Annotated in this window: 12 protein-coding genes and 2 pseudogenes; 13 read left to right on the top strand and 1 reads right to left on the bottom strand. The window is 53.8% G+C overall.

The features are described 5' to 3' along the window. The first annotated feature begins 4 nt into the window (after nucleotides 1-4). From AC3WRR_RS28345 to AC3WRR_RS28290, 12 genes are all read left to right on the top strand, one after another. Complete coding sequence (locus tag AC3WRR_RS28345; protein WP_492298717.1) at nucleotides 5-3307, top strand: glycosyltransferase; 3303 nt, start codon at nucleotides 5-7, stop codon at nucleotides 3305-3307. 186 nt (nucleotides 3308-3493) lie between these two features. Further along, nucleotides 3494-4348 carry a dTDP-4-dehydrorhamnose reductase family protein gene (locus AC3WRR_RS28340; protein ID WP_081050148.1) on the top strand — a complete coding sequence of 285 codons (855 nt, stop codon included), beginning with the start codon at nucleotides 3494-3496 and terminating at the stop codon, nucleotides 4346-4348. 16 nt (nucleotides 4349-4364) lie between these two features. Beyond that, the gene (locus tag AC3WRR_RS28335; protein ID WP_058696717.1) at nucleotides 4365-5375 is read left to right on the top strand and encodes a polysaccharide biosynthesis protein; all 1011 of its coding nucleotides are present in this window, start codon (nucleotides 4365-4367) and stop codon (nucleotides 5373-5375) included. Continuing rightward, entirely contained in the window at nucleotides 5368-6504 is a 1137-nt protein-coding gene (gene wecB, locus AC3WRR_RS28330; protein WP_492298715.1) for a non-hydrolyzing UDP-N-acetylglucosamine 2-epimerase, read from the top strand. Before AC3WRR_RS28335 ends, wecB begins: the two co-directional genes overlap by 8 nt. 72 nt (nucleotides 6505-6576) lie before the next feature. Next, nucleotides 6577-7872, top strand: coding sequence for a glycosyltransferase family 4 protein (locus tag AC3WRR_RS28325; protein ID WP_161940216.1), 1296 nt, complete (start codon nucleotides 6577-6579; stop codon nucleotides 7870-7872). An 11-nt stretch (nucleotides 7873-7883) separates the two neighbouring features. After that, complete coding sequence (locus tag AC3WRR_RS28320) at nucleotides 7884-8258, top strand: DMT family transporter (RefSeq protein WP_058696714.1); 375 nt, start codon at nucleotides 7884-7886, stop codon at nucleotides 8256-8258. 1 nt (nucleotide 8259) lies between these two features. After that, nucleotides 8260-10863, top strand: a complete 2604-nt coding sequence (locus AC3WRR_RS28315) for a DUF7657 domain-containing protein (RefSeq protein WP_143010646.1) — start codon at nucleotides 8260-8262, stop codon at nucleotides 10861-10863. 88 nt (nucleotides 10864-10951) lie between these two features. After that, nucleotides 10952-11965, top strand: a complete 1014-nt coding sequence (locus tag AC3WRR_RS28310; protein WP_058696712.1) for a glycosyltransferase family 2 protein — start codon at nucleotides 10952-10954, stop codon at nucleotides 11963-11965. Further along, nucleotides 11962-12468, top strand: coding sequence for a WbuC family cupin fold metalloprotein (locus AC3WRR_RS28305; RefSeq protein ID WP_081050146.1), 507 nt, complete (start codon nucleotides 11962-11964; stop codon nucleotides 12466-12468). The genes AC3WRR_RS28310 and AC3WRR_RS28305 overlap by 4 nt, the downstream gene beginning before the upstream one ends. A gap of 275 nt (nucleotides 12469-12743) precedes the next feature. Then, nucleotides 12744-13805, top strand: coding sequence for a glycosyltransferase family 2 protein (locus tag AC3WRR_RS28300; RefSeq protein WP_081050150.1), 1062 nt, complete (start codon nucleotides 12744-12746; stop codon nucleotides 13803-13805). After that, on the top strand, nucleotides 13798-14601 hold the full coding sequence (locus AC3WRR_RS28295) for a glycosyltransferase (protein WP_234788098.1): 804 nt from the start codon (nucleotides 13798-13800) through the stop codon (nucleotides 14599-14601). Before AC3WRR_RS28300 ends, AC3WRR_RS28295 begins: the two co-directional genes overlap by 8 nt. A gap of 14 nt (nucleotides 14602-14615) precedes the next feature. Then, complete coding sequence (locus AC3WRR_RS28290; RefSeq protein ID WP_058696711.1) at nucleotides 14616-15686, top strand: MraY family glycosyltransferase; 1071 nt, start codon at nucleotides 14616-14618, stop codon at nucleotides 15684-15686. Nucleotides 15687-15788: 102 nt separating this feature from the next. Here the strand turns inward: AC3WRR_RS28290 and AC3WRR_RS28285 are convergent. Further along, nucleotides 15789-16001, bottom strand: a pseudogene (locus AC3WRR_RS28285) (IS256 family transposase); the annotation flags it as partial. Nucleotides 16002-16193: 192 nt separating this feature from the next. Here AC3WRR_RS28285 and AC3WRR_RS28280 point away from each other — a divergent pair. Continuing rightward, nucleotides 16194-16778: pseudogene (locus AC3WRR_RS28280) on the top strand (IS110 family transposase); the annotation flags it as partial. Nucleotides 16779-16854 lie beyond the last annotated feature (76 nt).

The raw sequence follows: 16854 nt of genomic DNA, 5'->3' as shown, positions 1-16854 counted from the left end.
CTCGATGCCGATTCAGTTTGACCAGTTCCAGCGCTATGGAATTGCCGCACGCGCGATTGAGGCGGCTCGCGTGGAAGGCAAGCCGCTCACGATTCTAGAGGTGGGTGCCAACACGCACAAGCTGCTGGGCCGCCTCCTGCCCAATGATCGCATTCTGTACCTTGATCGCGAGATTCCCGAGAAGTTGCAGGCCGACACAGATTTCGTGTTGGACGATGCGACGAACCTGAACCTACCGGATGCCAGTTACGATGTAGTTGTCGCGCTCGATGTTTTTGAACATATTCCGCGCGAGCGCCGTGATGCGTTTCTGCGGCACACCTCGCGTGTGGCCCGTCTGCTGACGGTGATAGGTGCGCCGTTCGATCGGCCTGGTGTAGTCGAAGCGGAGAGGGAGGCTTCCACTTACTGGGAAGCGCTCTTTCACAACTCATATCGTTGGCTCGACGAGCACGCTGAGCATGGCTTGCCTAATCTTGACACTTCTATCCAAGCATTGGAGTCAGCTGGATTTGCCACGCAGGTGATTCACCATGGTGAGCTCACCCTGTGGAAAGATTTCATCAAGAGCCACTTCGCCGAGGTTTCAATCGGATCGCTACAGCCGATAATGACCGTACTGTACCGTTATTATCAGGACAAGGGTTTTGAAAACGATTTTGCGGACGACAGCTACCGCCATTTTATTCTGGCCTCGCGTTCGGCAGAAGTGGTACAACATGTTCGTAATCGGGTGAGCACTCGCCCGCTGCATGCCTCTGGCAATGCAGACCAGGGGTTGCTGCGCGAGCTTGTCCAGCGAATTCCGGCAGTGGCACAGGAAATGACGCAATTCCGGGCCGAAGTTGATCGGCTCAGTGATGAGATCTCCCGGGTCTCGGCTGACTTGCATAGCGCGAAGCAGTCCATCCAGCAGCAGGAGAATGCGCATGCTGAACTTATGGCGCACCACGAAGCTCTCCAACAGAATTTGAATCGCGTGCTGCGCTCTCTTTCGTGGCGTGTCACGCGTCCGTTACGTTTGATCAACCGCGTACGCGCGGAAGTGACGTCGCGCCTGTGGCCGTCTTCCATACCCGTGGTGCTTGAGCCTGGGCAGCAGATCGGTAGTCATCCTGACGGCTATGTCAGCACAGGCAACGACCCCTATTTCTGGATTCGGGTATTGGGGGGGCGGCCCTTTCCCTCCGGTCTGTGCGAGTTGCGCTATCGAGGAGCGGCCAAGGACGGGTGTTTGGCACCGACTCTTTATGTCGATGATGGCGTCAGTTTTCGCGAACAAATGAAATTTGAGCTTGGCGTGTCCAATGGCAACTGGAGTGCAGTGCGCTTGCGCTTGCCTCGCAAGGTTCGCGCGTTGCGTCTTGATCCGCTCGATCACTCCGGGCCGTTCTCACTTTCTGGCTTTGAAATTAGGCGATTGTCGCGCTGGACTACAGTGGCCGAATTCATGTGGCCGCGTCTTGTCGACGGCATTCGCAATCCCAGCGCATTCTTGCGCCGTATCGACACGACGCTCAAGCTCTGGCGCCAGGGCGGCCTGGCCCGGCTGAAGCAACATATCGCCTCGAGTGCGGTCGGCACCGGCGCGCTAGGTTATCAGGCGTGGAAGGTGGTGTACGACGAGCTCAACGACGGTAAGCGCGCCAAGCTCACTCAGGCAGCTGCGCAGCTTGCGCGCAAGCCCGTGATCTCGATTCTGATGCCTGTCTACAACCCGCCCGTTGAGTTGCTCGACGCGGCCATCCGTTCGGTGCGCGCGCAACTCTATCCGCACTGGGAACTGTGTATCGCCGACGATGCATCACCGAATCCAGATGTGCGTGCATTGCTACAGCGCCATGCGGCTGAGGATACGCGCATCAAATTGGCATTGCGTGAGCAGAACGGCCACATCTCCGCGGCTTCAAACTCCGCGCTAGAACTCGCAACCGGCGAGTACGTCGCATTGCTCGATCATGATGATCTTCTGTCTGAGCACGCGTTATTCTGGGTTGCGCGCGAAATCAACGTGCATCCTGAGGCGCGGCTGATCTATTCGGACGAGGACAAGATTTCACTCAATGGTGAGCGCTTCGCTCCATATTTCAAGTGCGACTGGAACTACGAACTGTTCCTATCGCACAACATGGTAAGCCATCTGGGTGTATATCAGACCGAATTGATCCGCTTAGTCGGTGGCTTCCGCCAAGGCTTGGAAGGGTCGCAGGACTACGATCTCGCCCTTCGCTGTGTGGAGAGGATAAAGCCTAGCGAAATTCGGCACATCCCACGCGTGCTCTATCATTGGAGAGTGCTTCCAGGCAGTACGGCAATGGCCGGTGCCGAGAAACCCTATGCCTTGATTGCAGGTGAGCGCGCCCTTACCGAACACTTGAATCGTACCGGTCGGAATGGTTTGGTTCAGGCGAATCAAAAATTAGGGGTATATCGCATCCGCTATGCATTGCCCGAAAGGTATCCTCTCGTTAGCCTGGTTATTCCTACCCGAAACGGCTTGCAATTAATCCGCCAGTGCGTAGACAGTATTCTCGAACGGACCACATATCCAGAATACGAGATTATTGTCGTAGACAACGGCTCCGACGAACCAGCTGTTCTCGAATATTTCGATAAGATCGCTAAACACCCGAGGGTTCGAATCCTGCGCGACGATCGGCCGTTTAATTATTCTGCCTTGAATAATCATGCGGTGAGTGTCTGTCGTGGTCAAATTGTCGGACTGATCAATAACGATATCGAGGTGATCTCCTCCGACTGGTTGGAGGAGATGGTGAGCTTGGCTTTGCAGCCCGGTGTCGGCGCGGTCGGCGCGCGTTTATGGTACCCAAACGATACGCTGCAACATGGCGGCGTAATTATGGGAATCGGCGGAATCGCCAACCACGCCCACAAAGGTATCCATCGGAACGATCCTGGGTATTTTGGTCGTGCTGTTGTTACGCAGAACTACTCTGCTGTTACGGCTGCGTGTTTGGTTATCAGGCGGGCGGTCTATGATGAGGTTGGTGGCTTGAATGAGCAGGACCTTAGTGTCGCATATAACGATGTCGATTTTTGTCTACGCTTGATCACTGCGGGTTATCGCAACGTCTGGACGCCATACGCAGACTTGTATCATCATGAATCAGCCACGCGAGGGCAAGATGATACGCCAGAGAAGCGTAAGCGCTTCTTGGTCGAATCTAATTATATGGAGCGCCATTGGAAGGCGTTCATGGACCATGATCCTGCATATAGCCCCAACCTCACCTTGGAGAGGGAGGACTTTTCGTTGGCATGGCCGCCGCGTGTTGAGTTAATTTAATCGATTTGATTTGATAGCGTCTTGCAATATTTTGAAGGCATTTTCCAAATGTTTCCGCTCCCCCATTCGATGTGTTGGGATTTTGAGGGGGGGCATCCAGGATATTCCGCTCGGGCTGTTTATCAGATCCGTGTCTGGTAATCGGAATTATGATCGGGAGATCAATTCGTATGCTGAGGTATTGATATGAAGGTACTTGTGATGGGTGCCAGCGGAATGTTGGGCAACTCAATGTTTCGTATCCTTTCTGAAAAGCCAGAGTGGCAGGTATTCGGAACGGTCAGATCACCGCAAGCGAAGAGGCACTTTCCGTTAGCAGTCGCAGGCAATCTGCTGACTGGTTATGATGTTGAAAATCATGATAGCCTTGTTCGACTGTTCGATTATGTGGGCCCTAAAATCGTGGTCAACTGCGTTGGACTGGTAAAACAGCACGATCAAGGTCAGGATCCCCTCTATGCGATTCCGATCAATTCGATGCTGCCGCACAGGTTATCTGCCCTTTGCTCGCTAACTGGTGCACGCCTAATCCATGTCAGTACAGATTGCGTGTTCTCTGGTAGTAAGGGGAAATATTGCGAAGATGACCCTTCAGACGCCAGTGATGTTTATGGGAGAACCAAATATCTTGGTGAGGTCGCGAACTCGCATTCCGTTACATTGCGCACGTCGATTATTGGTCACGAACTCGAGGGAAGTCGCAGTCTGCTCTGCTGGTTTCTTAATCAAACCAATAGCTGTCAAGGGTATACGAAGGCGATTTTCTCGGGTCTGCCGACAGTGGTGCTTGCGCAGATCGTTCGTGATGTGATTATTCCACGCCCCGATCTGCATGGACTCTATCATGTTGCTGCCAAACCAATCACAAAATACGATCTGCTTTCATTAATTGCAGAGGTCTACGGAAAGGAGATTTCCATCATACCGGATGAGACGGTTGTCATCGATCGCTCACTCGATGCAAATCGATTTCAAAGGGCGACGGGCTACGCAGTTCCAGACTGGCGGGCACTCATTGAGTTGATGGAACGTTATCGATAAAAAGGGTCTGACGGATATGTTCAAGGATAAGGTTTTGATGATAACCGGTGGCACCGGTTCGTTTGGGAATGCCGTATTAAAGCGCTTTCTCTCCACTGAGGTTGGCGAAATTCGTGTATTCAGCCGTGATGAGAAGAAGCAGGAGGAAATGCGGCTCACACTGAATAACTCGAAGCTCAAATTTTATATTGGTGATGTACGTGATTTCGATAGTATCAACTCTGCAATGCGGGGGGTTGATTACGTTTTTCATGCTGCGGCATTGAAGCAGGTCCCGTCTTGCGAATTCTATCCAATGGAAGCAATTCGTACGAATGCGTTGGGTGCGGAGAATGTTATGTCTGCAGCCATTGCTAATGGCGTGCAGCGCGTTGTGGTTTTGAGTACGGATAAGGCGGTGTATCCGATCAATGCTATGGGGTTGTCGAAGGCATTAATGGAGAAGCTTATGGTCGCAAAATCTCGCGGTCGCAGTGAAAGCGAAACCGTACTGTGCGCGACCCGGTATGGCAACGTGATGGCATCACGAGGATCAGTCATCCCGCTGTTTATCTCGCAGGTCAAGGAGGGTAAGCCACTTACATTAACGGATCCAAATATGACACGCTTTTTGATGTCTCTTGAGGATTCGGTTGATTTGGTGTTGCATGCTTACGAACATGGACGCCAGGGTGATATCTTCATTCAGAAGGCGCCGGCTTCGACTGTCCAAGTCCTTGCGCAGGCACTGCAGGAGCTGTTCAAATCCGATGTGCCGCTGCGAATTATTGGCACCCGCCACGGTGAAAAGCTGTATGAGACATTAGTCTCGCGTGAGGAGATGGCGCGTGCGGATGATATGGGAATGTATTTCCGGATCCCGGCTGATGATCGAGATTTGAATTACAACAAGTTTTTCGTGGATGGTGAGGTGAAAGTTTCAGAAATCGATGACTACACCTCTCACAACACTGAGCGGCTGGATGTTGAGGGCGTAAAGAAGCTTCTGCTGCAGCTTGAATACGTTCAGGAGCAACTCCGTGCTTAAGGTTATGACTATTGTTGGTACGCGGCCTGAGCTGATCAAGATGAGCCGTGTGATCGCGGAATTTGATCGCCATACCCATCACATTTTAGTGCATACCGGGCAGAACTACGACTATGAACTGAACCAGATTTTTTTTCAGGATCTGGGTATTCGCAAGCCGGATTACTTTCTTGATGCAGCAGGGGGTACGGCGGCGGAAACAATCGGCCAAGTGATTGCAAAAGCCGATGAGGTGATTGAACGGGAGGCGCCGGACGCGGTTTTGCTCTACGGTGATACTAACTCCTGTCTCTCGGTGATCGCTGCCAAGCGCCGAAAAGTGCCGGTGTTCCATATGGAAGCCGGGAATCGGTGCTTCGATCAGCGTGTGCCTGAGGAGTTGAATCGCAAAATCCTTGACCATCTCAGCGATGTTAACCTCGTTCTGACAGAACATGCGCGTCGCTATCTCATCGGCGAGGGTATTCGGCCGGAAACGATCTTCAAGACCGGCTCGCATCTCAAGGAAGTGCTCGATTATTACAAGCCTCGGATCGTGGAGTCCGACATACTGCAGCGATTGTGCCTTGAGAACGGGAAGTACTTTGTTGTCAGTGCACATCGCGAAGAAAATGTCGATACGGAGTTGAACTTGCGCGATCTGCTGGACACCCTTCGAGCGTTGGTGGATAAATACAATTTCCCGATAATTGTGTCCACGCATCCAAGGACGCGCAAACGACTCGATGCGATGGGCGTCGGCGACACCGACACGGACGGCTTGATTCGCTTTGTTAAGCCATTTGGTTTCTTCGATTATATTAACTTGCAGATGCACGCAGCATGTGTCCTTTCTGATAGCGGGACCATTACCGAAGAGACCTCGCTGTTAAATCTTCGAGCGGTGACGATCCGCAATGCTCACGAGCGGCCGGAAGGTATGGATGTGGGTACGCTCATCATGAGCGGCTTGAAAGCATCTCGCGTGCTTGAAGCGGTTGAGATCATCCTCGCTCAGCAGGAGGAAGTGCAACGCGCAGTACTGCCAGTGGACGATTACGAAAATCCTGCAGTGTCCAAGCAGATCATGCGTATCGTGGTTAGCTACGTGGACTACATTAAGCGCACTGTGTGGTCGGTTCAAGCTTGAGAAAACAAGCGTTTCTGCTCGTTTTGCGGTTTTTTCAATCTCTCTTAAATACCCCTTTGGGTAATGGGTGTCATGCACCAAACTGACCTAGCCCCGCATCCGGAACTGCACAATGTACAGAATGGCAAGGATGCCTACGGAATCGGATATCGCGTGAGCGGAAAACGACTTCGCATTCTTGTGGTGCATGAAGTCAGCTACCTAAAGAAGCCTGTTTACGAATACCAGGATTTCCCGGAGCGATTGGCGGCACGAGGGCATGACGTTACCGTAATCGACTATGACGAGCATGGGGACGGGTTGCATAAAGTGCAGTCCGTTTCGCGCACTGGTCTTGCGCACATCACTTTAGAGAGCACGCCGCACAATGGGTTGCCACTTCTTAAGTATGTCAGTGGTCGACTGCAATATCGTTCACTGTTAAAGCAGAAGCTTAAGGCCAATGCCTTTGACGTTGTGCTGCTGTACTCGGTGTTCATCAATGGCACTACGACAGTGCAGCTTTGCCGCAAGTTCGGAGTGCCGGTTGTGTATCGCGTGCTGGATGCCTATCACCTCCTGCGCGAGGGGAGGCTGACACGCCGTCTGCTGCTCACCGGGGAGCGTTTGATCTACACCCAAGCTGACCATCTCTCCGTGACCAACGAGAAGATGCGCGAATACGTGCACGAAGTCGCACCCGAATGCGCGCTCGATAAGATCGAGGTGGTCAACCACGGTGTTGATACGGAGATCTTTAGACTGCGCCCACGCGACCCTGAACTGGCGCGGGCACTGGGAATCGAGCCGAGCGACCGGACGGTGCTCTTTTTGGGAACCACCTACGCTTTCAGCGGGTTGGACGTAGTGATAGCAAATTTTGTTAAGCTGATTGAGCTTGTTCCGAACGTAAAGCTGCTGGTGATTGGTGGCGGGGAACTTGACGGTTGGCTCAAGAATGCAGTTGCGGGACGGCGTTTGGAAAATAGAGTGTGCTTGACCGGTATGGTGCCATACGCCGAGGTGCCTCGCTATCTTTCTCTTGCCGATATTGCGATCAACCCTTTTCAGATCAACGACATCACACGCAATATCATTCCAATTAAAATTTTGCAGTATCTGTCGTCCGGCCTCCCCGTGCTCTCGTCACCGCTACACGACCTTCAGCGCAAATTCCCCGAGGGGGAGTGCGGTATCACTTATGCCGACATCGCAGATCCGAGTGCCTTTGTCTCCCGTCTTGGTGAGCTAGCTACTGATGGGCACCTACGGAGCACACTTTCGGAGTCAGCCCTCGCATGTATTGCGCGGAACTATTCCATCGACGTTGCAGTTTCGGCGATCGAGCAGTCGATGTTTGATGCCTTAGCTTCGATGCCACGTCGGTAACTGGAGCATCTATGCTGGAAATGTTTCTTATCCTGCTGGTAACCCTTTGCACGCTGGGTAGTCAACTGATATTAAAGCGCGGCGTCACGACGCTCGATATGAGCCTCCTGGCCAGCCATAAGCTGGCCTTCTTATTGCAAGCAATTGCGTCGCCGTACGTGTTAGTCGCAATTGGCATCCAGGGTTGTGGCTTTCTGCTTTGGATTCTCGTGGTGAGCCGGGTAAAACTCGGTGTGGCTTTTGCTATTTCCGGAAGCTTTTTTTATTTACTAATAGCCTTTTCGAGTTGGCTGCTCTATGGCGAACGGATTTCGCCAATGCAGTGGGTTGGCCTGATTCTGATCAGCGTTGGTGTGGCTATGCTTAACTTGGGGAGCACTGCCTGACATGCCAACCATCTGGCAACAACGCGTGTGCCCTCGCGCACTCCTGTTGGCAATCGTTATGGGACTGCTGCTTGCTTTGTTCGCGTGGTTCAAAACGGGTGAAGAGGGGGTGTCAGTTACATTGCAGATGCGGGTCCGCACAGACGCAAACGGTGAGTTGTTCTTCAACAAAGGCGGTGGATACGCACCTGCGAACAGCATCAAGTTCAAGCTGAAGCCGGACGGTATGCTGCACACCTATAAGATCAGTCTTCCGAGTGACGTGCCCGTGGCCATTCGTATTGACCCGGGTACTGCGCCTGGCCTGGTGGAGGTTCAGCAGATCGAAGTTCGAGGTCTAGGCTTCCGCCGGTTTTCCAAGGCCGACGGGCTGGAGCGTTCGATTCGGACGCTGCATGATCTCAACGCACTACCGGTCCAGGGTCAGGCAGTTCGTCTGGAAGCGAGCGGTACAGATCCGTACTTTGAATTTCCGTTGCCGCATATTTATTCTGCGCCGACGTTGCTTGTCCGCACGCTAGTCATTTCCATGGCAGCCGGCGGCGCGACGGTAGTGGGCTACTTGCTGGCACTATTGGTTCGTCAAGCAGCACGACGGGTTCGGCAACGCATCGGCGTGCAACTTATGGCGTTTGGTTTTTTCACCAGAAGTGCCAACTGTTGCAGCGATGGCCGCCTTGTTCGCCTCGACTACCGCGCGGGGATCTTCTTGTGCTGCATGGCCACCGTATTTTTGGGAATGGTTGGCGGGAAGTTTCACTTATCCTCCATCGGTATGTGGAACACCTATGTTCCGCAGGCGAATGTGCGGGCGACTGAGGTTTGGGGGCAACCACGAGCAATACGTAGTGACGAGTGGGTCGTGCAGACCCCGTTCATGCTATCCCAGGTCCAACATGGTTTCCCGATCGAGAATGATAGCCTCGGTGCGCCTGGTGTGCCTCTTATTGCAAGTGTTCCAGTTAATAGCTTGATTGGCTATGTCCAGCCGCGGTTTTGGGGGTTTTACGCCTTGGATGTAGAGCGTGGATTTTCATACCTCTGGGCCTATCGGGTTGTTGGTGTGGTTGTGCTCTTCTTTTTTGTGTTCAATATTCTGACGCGCGGAAATTTCTGGCTGTCGTTGCTCGGAGCCGCGTGGGTGTATCTCTCTTCGTTTAATCAGTGGTGGTTAGGCACGAATTTACCTGACATGCTGATTGCATTTGCGGCCATCATCGTTTCTGGCTGCTTTGTGTTCTTTGGGGGTACAAAGCGAAATATTCTGGTCGGCGGAGGTGCATTGGTTATCAGTGCGGTTTCTTTCACTGCGGCACTCTATCCTGCCTTTCTCGTACCCTTGTTTTGGTTGGGTGTTTTTATATTCCTTGGTTTTTTTGCGAGCCCCGTATACCGCTCTTACTTCATTGATAGGTTCGGACTGCGGTTACTGGTAGCAGGCGGTGCCCTGGCCCTGGTCGGAACGTTTGTTGTTTGGTGGCTGTGGGAGGCCCGAGCCGTCCTGAATTTAATCGCGCACAGCGAGTACCCCGGTGACCGCAGCAACATTGTATGGAGTACGGTGGAGCTCTTGAGGGTGTTTTCGGGTTTTTACGATTTTTTCTACTTAGAGAATCAATTCCCAAAGGCGCTTGGCAACATTTGCGAGGCTAGCAATTTCATACTGCTTTTTCCCATCGTTGGTGTGTGCGTGATCTGGCATGCGATTTACCGCAGGAGGGTGAATAGCTTGCTGGTGACGTTGTTGGTTTTCTGCTGTCTAATGACGGCATGGGCAGTACTTGGATTTCCAGATTGGCTTGCCCAAGGCACGCTCATGAGCATGTCACCGCCGGAGCGATCCTTTGTTGGTCTCGGATTGGGAAGCATTTTCCTTACCGTCGCGTATATGGCGGTTCCAGCGACTGGGAGATCACAGACTCCAATCTGTGTGAGCCGAATGCTTGCTTTATTTGTAGGGGGGGGGATTCTTGTCTTTTGTCTCGGATTAAGATTTTACTTGAAAGATCCCGAATTTTATGCCCTGCATCGAGCGGCTTTTATCGCGATAATTGGAGGCGCGCTCATATACGCAATTTGCGTACGAGATAGAGTCGCATTCTCGTGTGCTGTCGCAATCCTGATTGCACCCGGGGCGTCTATAAATCCATTTAGCAGGGGGTTGGACGCGATCTACAGGAAGGATCTGGCGGAGCGCGTAGTGCAAAGCGGCTCGGCCGATCAGGCTAAGCGTTGGATTGTCACTGGAGGCGTAACATCGCCTCAGTTCTTCAAGGCTGCCGGCGCGAATGTTTGGAATGGAGTGCGATACGCTTCCGAGCCACAAACATACATGCCGCTTGACCCACAGGGTACGAGTTCCAAGATCTGGAATCGGTATGCACATGTTATTATTGAGCCTGATTTAGAGTTAAGTTCGCCTGTGTTCGAGTTGGTGCAGACTGATGTTATCAAGATTCGATTGAATCTGTGTGGTAAGGAGCTTAGCGATATCGGTGTGACGAATGTCGCGGTCCTAGGTCAAGCAATAGGCGGCGCTACGTGCCTCAATGAGTTAGCGGGTAACCCGATCAATGGATTCTGGCTTTATGAGCTAAAGAAGTGAACCGCGATGCGGTAATCGACTGACAAGTCAAGAGTATTTAGTCAGAAATTTTTACAGTATTGAATTAACGGAATTTTGGGGATTTGGGATGATCGCTGTTGTGATCCCTTGCTATAAGGTAAGAGGGCATATCTTGGGTGTGATTGCTCGAATCGGCCCTGAGGTCGGCGCAATCTACGTCGTAGATGACTTCTGTCCCGAAGGGTCGGGCGACTTTGTTCAAGCTCATTGCCAAGATTCGCGCGTCTGCGTATTACGTCATTCCGTGAATCAAGGCGTCGGGGGTGCGATGATTACTGGCTATCAACGCGCCGCAGCAGATGGTGCCACTGTCATAGTGAAGATCGATGGTGACGGCCAGATGGATCCATCCGATATAGATCGATTTGTCCGTCCTATTCTCGCTGGTCGAGCGGATTACACTAAAGGAAATCGGTTTTTCGATATCGAATTCCTGGCTTCAATGCCGCCGCTTCGGATCTTCGGAAACGCTGTACTGTCCTTCGTTAGTAAGATATCAAGCGGCTATTGGAATGTCATGGATCCGACAAATGGCTATACGGCTATTCACGGCAGCTTGATCAAGTATTTGCCAATGAACAAGATAGATCGGCGGTACTTTTTCGAGAGTGATATGCTTTTTCGGTTGAATGTGCTGCGTGCAGTTGTCGTTGATATTCCAATGGAATCTGTATATGGCAATGAAGTAAGTAATCTTAATATCAAGAAAGTTGCACTCGAATTTCCAGGGAAATATCTCTCACGCTTCGTCAAACGGCTTTTCTATAGCTATTTCCTGCGTGATTTCAACTTCGGTTCGGTTGAGCTGTTGTTCGGGTTACTACTTGTCGTGGTGGGAGCGGGATTCGGCTTCTGGCACTGGCATCTATCCGTGTTGGCCGGAATATCCGCAACAAGCGGGCAGGTGATGTTGGCGGCACTGCCAATCCTTGTTGGCATTCAGCTTCTCGTCTCAGCGATCGGCTACGATATTAGTTCAGTGCCGAAAGATCCCGTACACAATGCGCTACCGTCTGTGTTTGGTAAGAATCTCTCACCCTTGGCGAGGGATGAGGATGCGCTAACCCTGGGGGAAAGATGAATAGTGCAGTTGCAGTGATTTCACACGCTGACCTGGGAGAACTAGTTGTCCACGCGTCCAAGTCGGGACGATTACGGCAGCATCGGAATATCCATGCCAGCTACGAGGACCCGTGCCAGCGTTTGCTGAATGCGGTCGAGCTCGATAGTTATATTCGGCCGCACCGACATAGTCTTGATCCGAAAGTAGAGACGCTATTTGCGCTTATCGGCCGGTTTGCCGTTTTCTCGTTCGACGCGACAGGAGCAATTCGCAATTGCGTTTGCATCGGGTCTGAGAAATATATGTCAAATTCTGTCGGGGTGGCAGTCGAGGTAGATCCGCGTATGTGGCATACCGTGATCGCGCTTGAAGGCGGTTCGATCCTGCTCGAATTGAAGGCGGGTCCGTTCGACCCTGATCTGGCAAAAGAATTTGCGCCATGGGCGCCGGAAGAGGGGGGGGGCGAGGCAAACGACTATTTGCGCTCGTTGAGAGCCTACGCAATGGCTTCAGCCACGTGACTTGAGCGCTGTTGGGGGTTCAAAGCGGCATGGTCTGATCATTGAGTGTCTGAGTGTTCTGTGTCATCACTATCATTGGCGATATGCTCGGCAAGTTTAGCGGGGTCACATGCCCTGCAGATACTCTAGTACTCGACTGCTAAGACTTTAGACTTCAAGTCCCGCCAGTATGATTCCCGGTATGAGCTTGCTTCGGATATCTTTTGGGGGCTTATTTGAGGCTCATCATGTCGGTGATGTGCCCGGGGTGTTTTTCAACGGCTGTCGATCTAAGTATGCTTTCCATTCCTATCGCGACCGCGCCGACTTCGCAGAGCACCATGTTGCGTGAGCAGTACTCTGCCGCGATGCTGTCCTGCGGCGTCGCCATGTGCACCTACAATGCTGGTGCATTCTTGCAGCCTCAGTTGGACTCCATCGCAATGCAGACCCGGCGGCTGGCGCATGTGGTCGTAAGCGACGACCGCTCCGTGGATGGCACTTGGGAGCGGCTGTGCGCCTGGGCTGCCGAGATGGAGTCAAAGGGCATCATGCGCGTCACGCTGTTCCGCAATGATGAGCGGCTCGGTGTTCTACGCAACTTTGAGCAGTCCATCAGGGCGCTGGATACCGACATCATCTTCCTATCCGACCAGGACGACGTGTGGACGCATGGTAAGGTCGAAACCATTGCCGGCGTATTTGAGTCCAGCCCATCGGCTCTGCTTGTGCACTCCGACGCCTTGCTGATTGATGAACGCGGCAAGGACATGGGGAAGTCGCTGTTCCAGGCGCTCAAACTCTCGCCTGCGGAGGAAGCGCTCGTGGTGCGCAGGCGCTACTTTGAGATCTATTGCCGCCGCAATTTGGTTACCGGCACCACTGCTGCGTTCCGGCGAGAGCTGCTCGACCTTGCGCTGCCGTTTCCGGACGACTGGATTCACGACGAGTGGCTAGCCGCCTGCGCGGCTGCTCGCGGCGAAGTAGCGATGCTGAGCGACAAGCTGACCGCATATCGACAGCACGGGGCAAATGTGATCGGTATCCCAGTCACGGCGGTGTCACGCCTAACTCGGTACGCACGCAGGGTTGCACAGACGCCCCGTGACGATTACCTGCGCTTCAAGCTGCGCAGACTAGAGGCGCTGGGCAATCGGTTGGCATCGTACTCGCCGGCCATTTCCGCAGACAAACTCGCCTTACTGGGCGAGGCGCAAAGCCATTTCGCGCGACGCCTAAAGTTTCGGCGCTCGTTATTCCCCCGGCTGTTCGCCGTGGTGCGAGAGTGCCGCCGGCACGGTTACCACCGCTTTGCCGACGGCATTGCGGGAATGGTTCGCGACCTGATTCATGTCTGACTTGGCAACGATGCAAACACAACCAGTGCTCAGCGAACCCAGAATCGCGATCTCAGTCGTGAGCCACGGCCAGCGTGAACTGTTGCTGACGCTGCTGGCACAATTGAAGACGGCCTCAGCGTTGCTCCCCATGCAGGTCATTCTGACGCTGAACCTGCCGGAGGAGCGACCAGAAATGGCGTCGGCCGAAGGTTTTGAAGTGGTGTGGATTGAGAATCCGCGGCCCAAGGGTTTCGCCGAAAACCACAATGCCGCTTTCGAGCATTGCAGAGCGCCGTATTTCTGCGTGCTGAATCCGGACGTACGGTTGGATGCCGGCAGTCTACTGCCTCTACTGGAATGCTTGGCACGCTTGCCCGGCGTCGCCGGACCGCGCGTGCTAAGCCTCTCAGGCGCTCTCGAAGACAATGCGCGCCAGTTGCCCTCTCCGCTACGCCTGCTGTCACGCTGGTGGCACAGGCGCTTCGAGTCTGACTATTCGCACGTTGTATTAGAACAACAGGTTGATTGGATGGCGGGCATGTGCCTGGCTTTTGACCGCGCGACGTATCAGAGCATCGGCGGGTTTGATACACGCTACCGACTTTACTGTGAAGACATAGATATATGCCTGAAGGTACACCTAACGTGTCGTCATGTGACTTGGGTCCAAGCTGGGGTGGTGATTCATGACGCTCAGCGTGCTAGCCATAGGAGTTGGCGTTATCTGGTGTGGCATATCGGTAGCCTGCTCAAGCTGTTCAACTCGGCAACTTACTGGCGTTTTCGTTTCAGTCGTAGACGCGCAGCAATGTAATTACGGAAGGCTCCATGTTTGATTTTTTTTGGGTGCCGTTGGCGATCTTCCTCATCTGCGTGCTGGCAATTCTGGGATTGCGCCCGCTGGTGAGTGCTGCGGGTTTGGTTGACCGGCCTGATGCCCGCAAGCGCCATGTCGGCGAGGTACCACTGGTCGGCGGCATCGCCATCACGCTTGCAGTGTGGGCCGGAGCCTTCCTGTTCATGCGTCAGCAAGGCTACTACATCGCCCTGTTTGGGGCCTTGACTGTATTGGCCTTGATAGGGGTGATGGACGACCTACGCAACTTGTCGCCAACCACGAAACTGGTAGCCCAGTTATTTGCGGCGATTCTTATGACGTCGTGGGGCGGCGTTTATCTAACCTCGCTGGGCGACTTGCTCGGCCGCCGGGAAATCGAACTCGTCAATTGGGGTATCCCGCTGACACTGTTCGCGGTGGTCTCAGTTATCAACGCGATGAACATGAGCGACGGCCTTGATGGCCTGTGCGGTGGACTCGCTTTCGTCATTTTCGCTTGGTACGCCTATGTGGCTGGAGAGGTTGGTAACAATGCAGCCCAGCGAATCTGTGTAGTGTTCTGCGGCGCCTTGCTCGGTTTCTTGATATTTAATATGCGAAATCCCTTGCGTGGCCGCAACCGCGTCTTTCTGGGCGATGCGGGCAGCTTGATGCTTGGTTTCGCTATCGTCTGGTTCGCGGTAGAGCTGTCGCAATCTCGCTACAACGGCGGCCAGCATGTGCCACCGGCGGTGATGCTTTGGATTCTCGGCTTCGTATTGATCGATCTTCTTGCCGTTGTCACGCGGCGCGTGCTGAAGGGGCGAAATCCATTGTCGGCGGACCGGACGCACTTGCATCATATCCTGCTCCGGCTCAAGATTGGCCACGATGCTATCGTCTGGATCCTTTTGGTCAGCAATGCCTGCATGGGGTTGGTTGGCGTGGCGGGCTGGAAGGCCGGGCTATCCGAACAGATGCTATTCGGCTTATTCATTGTCGTGACCATGATGCACCTTCTGGTGATGCGTTTCGCGTGGCGATTCATCCGGGTTGGCCGCAACTTCATTAGGCGGCGCTAGACACGCAGTAGCTCGCAGGCTCGGCTCCATAAACACAGTCGTATGCCTACCCGCTATTGGGACCTGTCCGCATTTTTGTGTTCGAGGCGGTCTTGAATTCTGTCAGCCTCGAGCGGCGGTAAATCGCTCGCTATACAGAATAGCAAACTGATTCATGGCGGACTTCCAGTCCTAGGTCGTGCGAACGGACTTGGTCAGCACGTTGCGCAGCGCCAGCCACAGCTGCTTGATCGCAGTTTCATCCGAGGGGAAGTGCCCCGGGGTCTTGATGATCTTGCGCAACTGCATGTTCAAGCTCTCGATGGCATCCGTAACCGGCATGATAGGAACCAGTGCCCCCTCTCCTCACTGAGTAAGTGGTGTATGGTTCGACCATCCGGGACAAGGGCGCCGGGGAGCACTTCGGGTGGGCAGGCCGTTCATATACGTTGAGCTGTGAGCGCGAATCCGTAGTTGTCGTGCTGTCCCACCGGCTCCCATTTGCGATGTTTCCCATGGGAGACGCCAATGCGAGTGATAGGACTGGATGTATCGCGATCCGTAGCCGAGATCGCCTATTTGGAGAACGGCCTGCTACGCGCCGGCGGGCGCGTCGGACTGCGACGCGATGAGCTGGAACGCTTTGCCGCCAAGCTAAAGCCCGACGACCACGTGGTACTCGAGGCGACCGGCAATACGATCGCCATTGCGAATGTGCTGACTAGTCATGTCGGCAGAGTCATCGTCGCCAACCCGCTGCAAGTCCGTCTGATTGCGGAAGCCCGCGTGAAGACGGATAAGATCGATGCGGCGATCCTCGCGCAACTCTATGCGAGTGGCCTCCTGCCCGAGGTCTGGATTCCAGACGAGACCACGCAAGCGATGCGGCGGCAGGTGTCGCGCCGCGCCCAGATCGTGCGGCAGCGGACGCGGCTCAAGAACGAGATCCACGCTTGCCGCACATCTGATCGAGCGGTGTCCCGCTACAGACCTGTTTGGCAAGAAAGGGCGGGCCTGGCTGAGCCTGCAGCCGCTACCCATGGAGAGCGCATCGGGATCGACCAGCGGTTGCATGAGCTGGACCGGCTGGCAGAGAATCTGCAGGAGGTTGAGTGTGAACCGCCCCGGTTTTCGTGGAGGCCCCTTGGCTTGAGTCAGGCCGACATGGCCTGCTGCTCAAGTTGGCAAT

The organism is Cupriavidus sp. FW305-3-2-15-C-LB2, from assembly GCF_058787575.1.
This window is presented reverse-complemented; position numbering and strand designations above follow the sequence as displayed.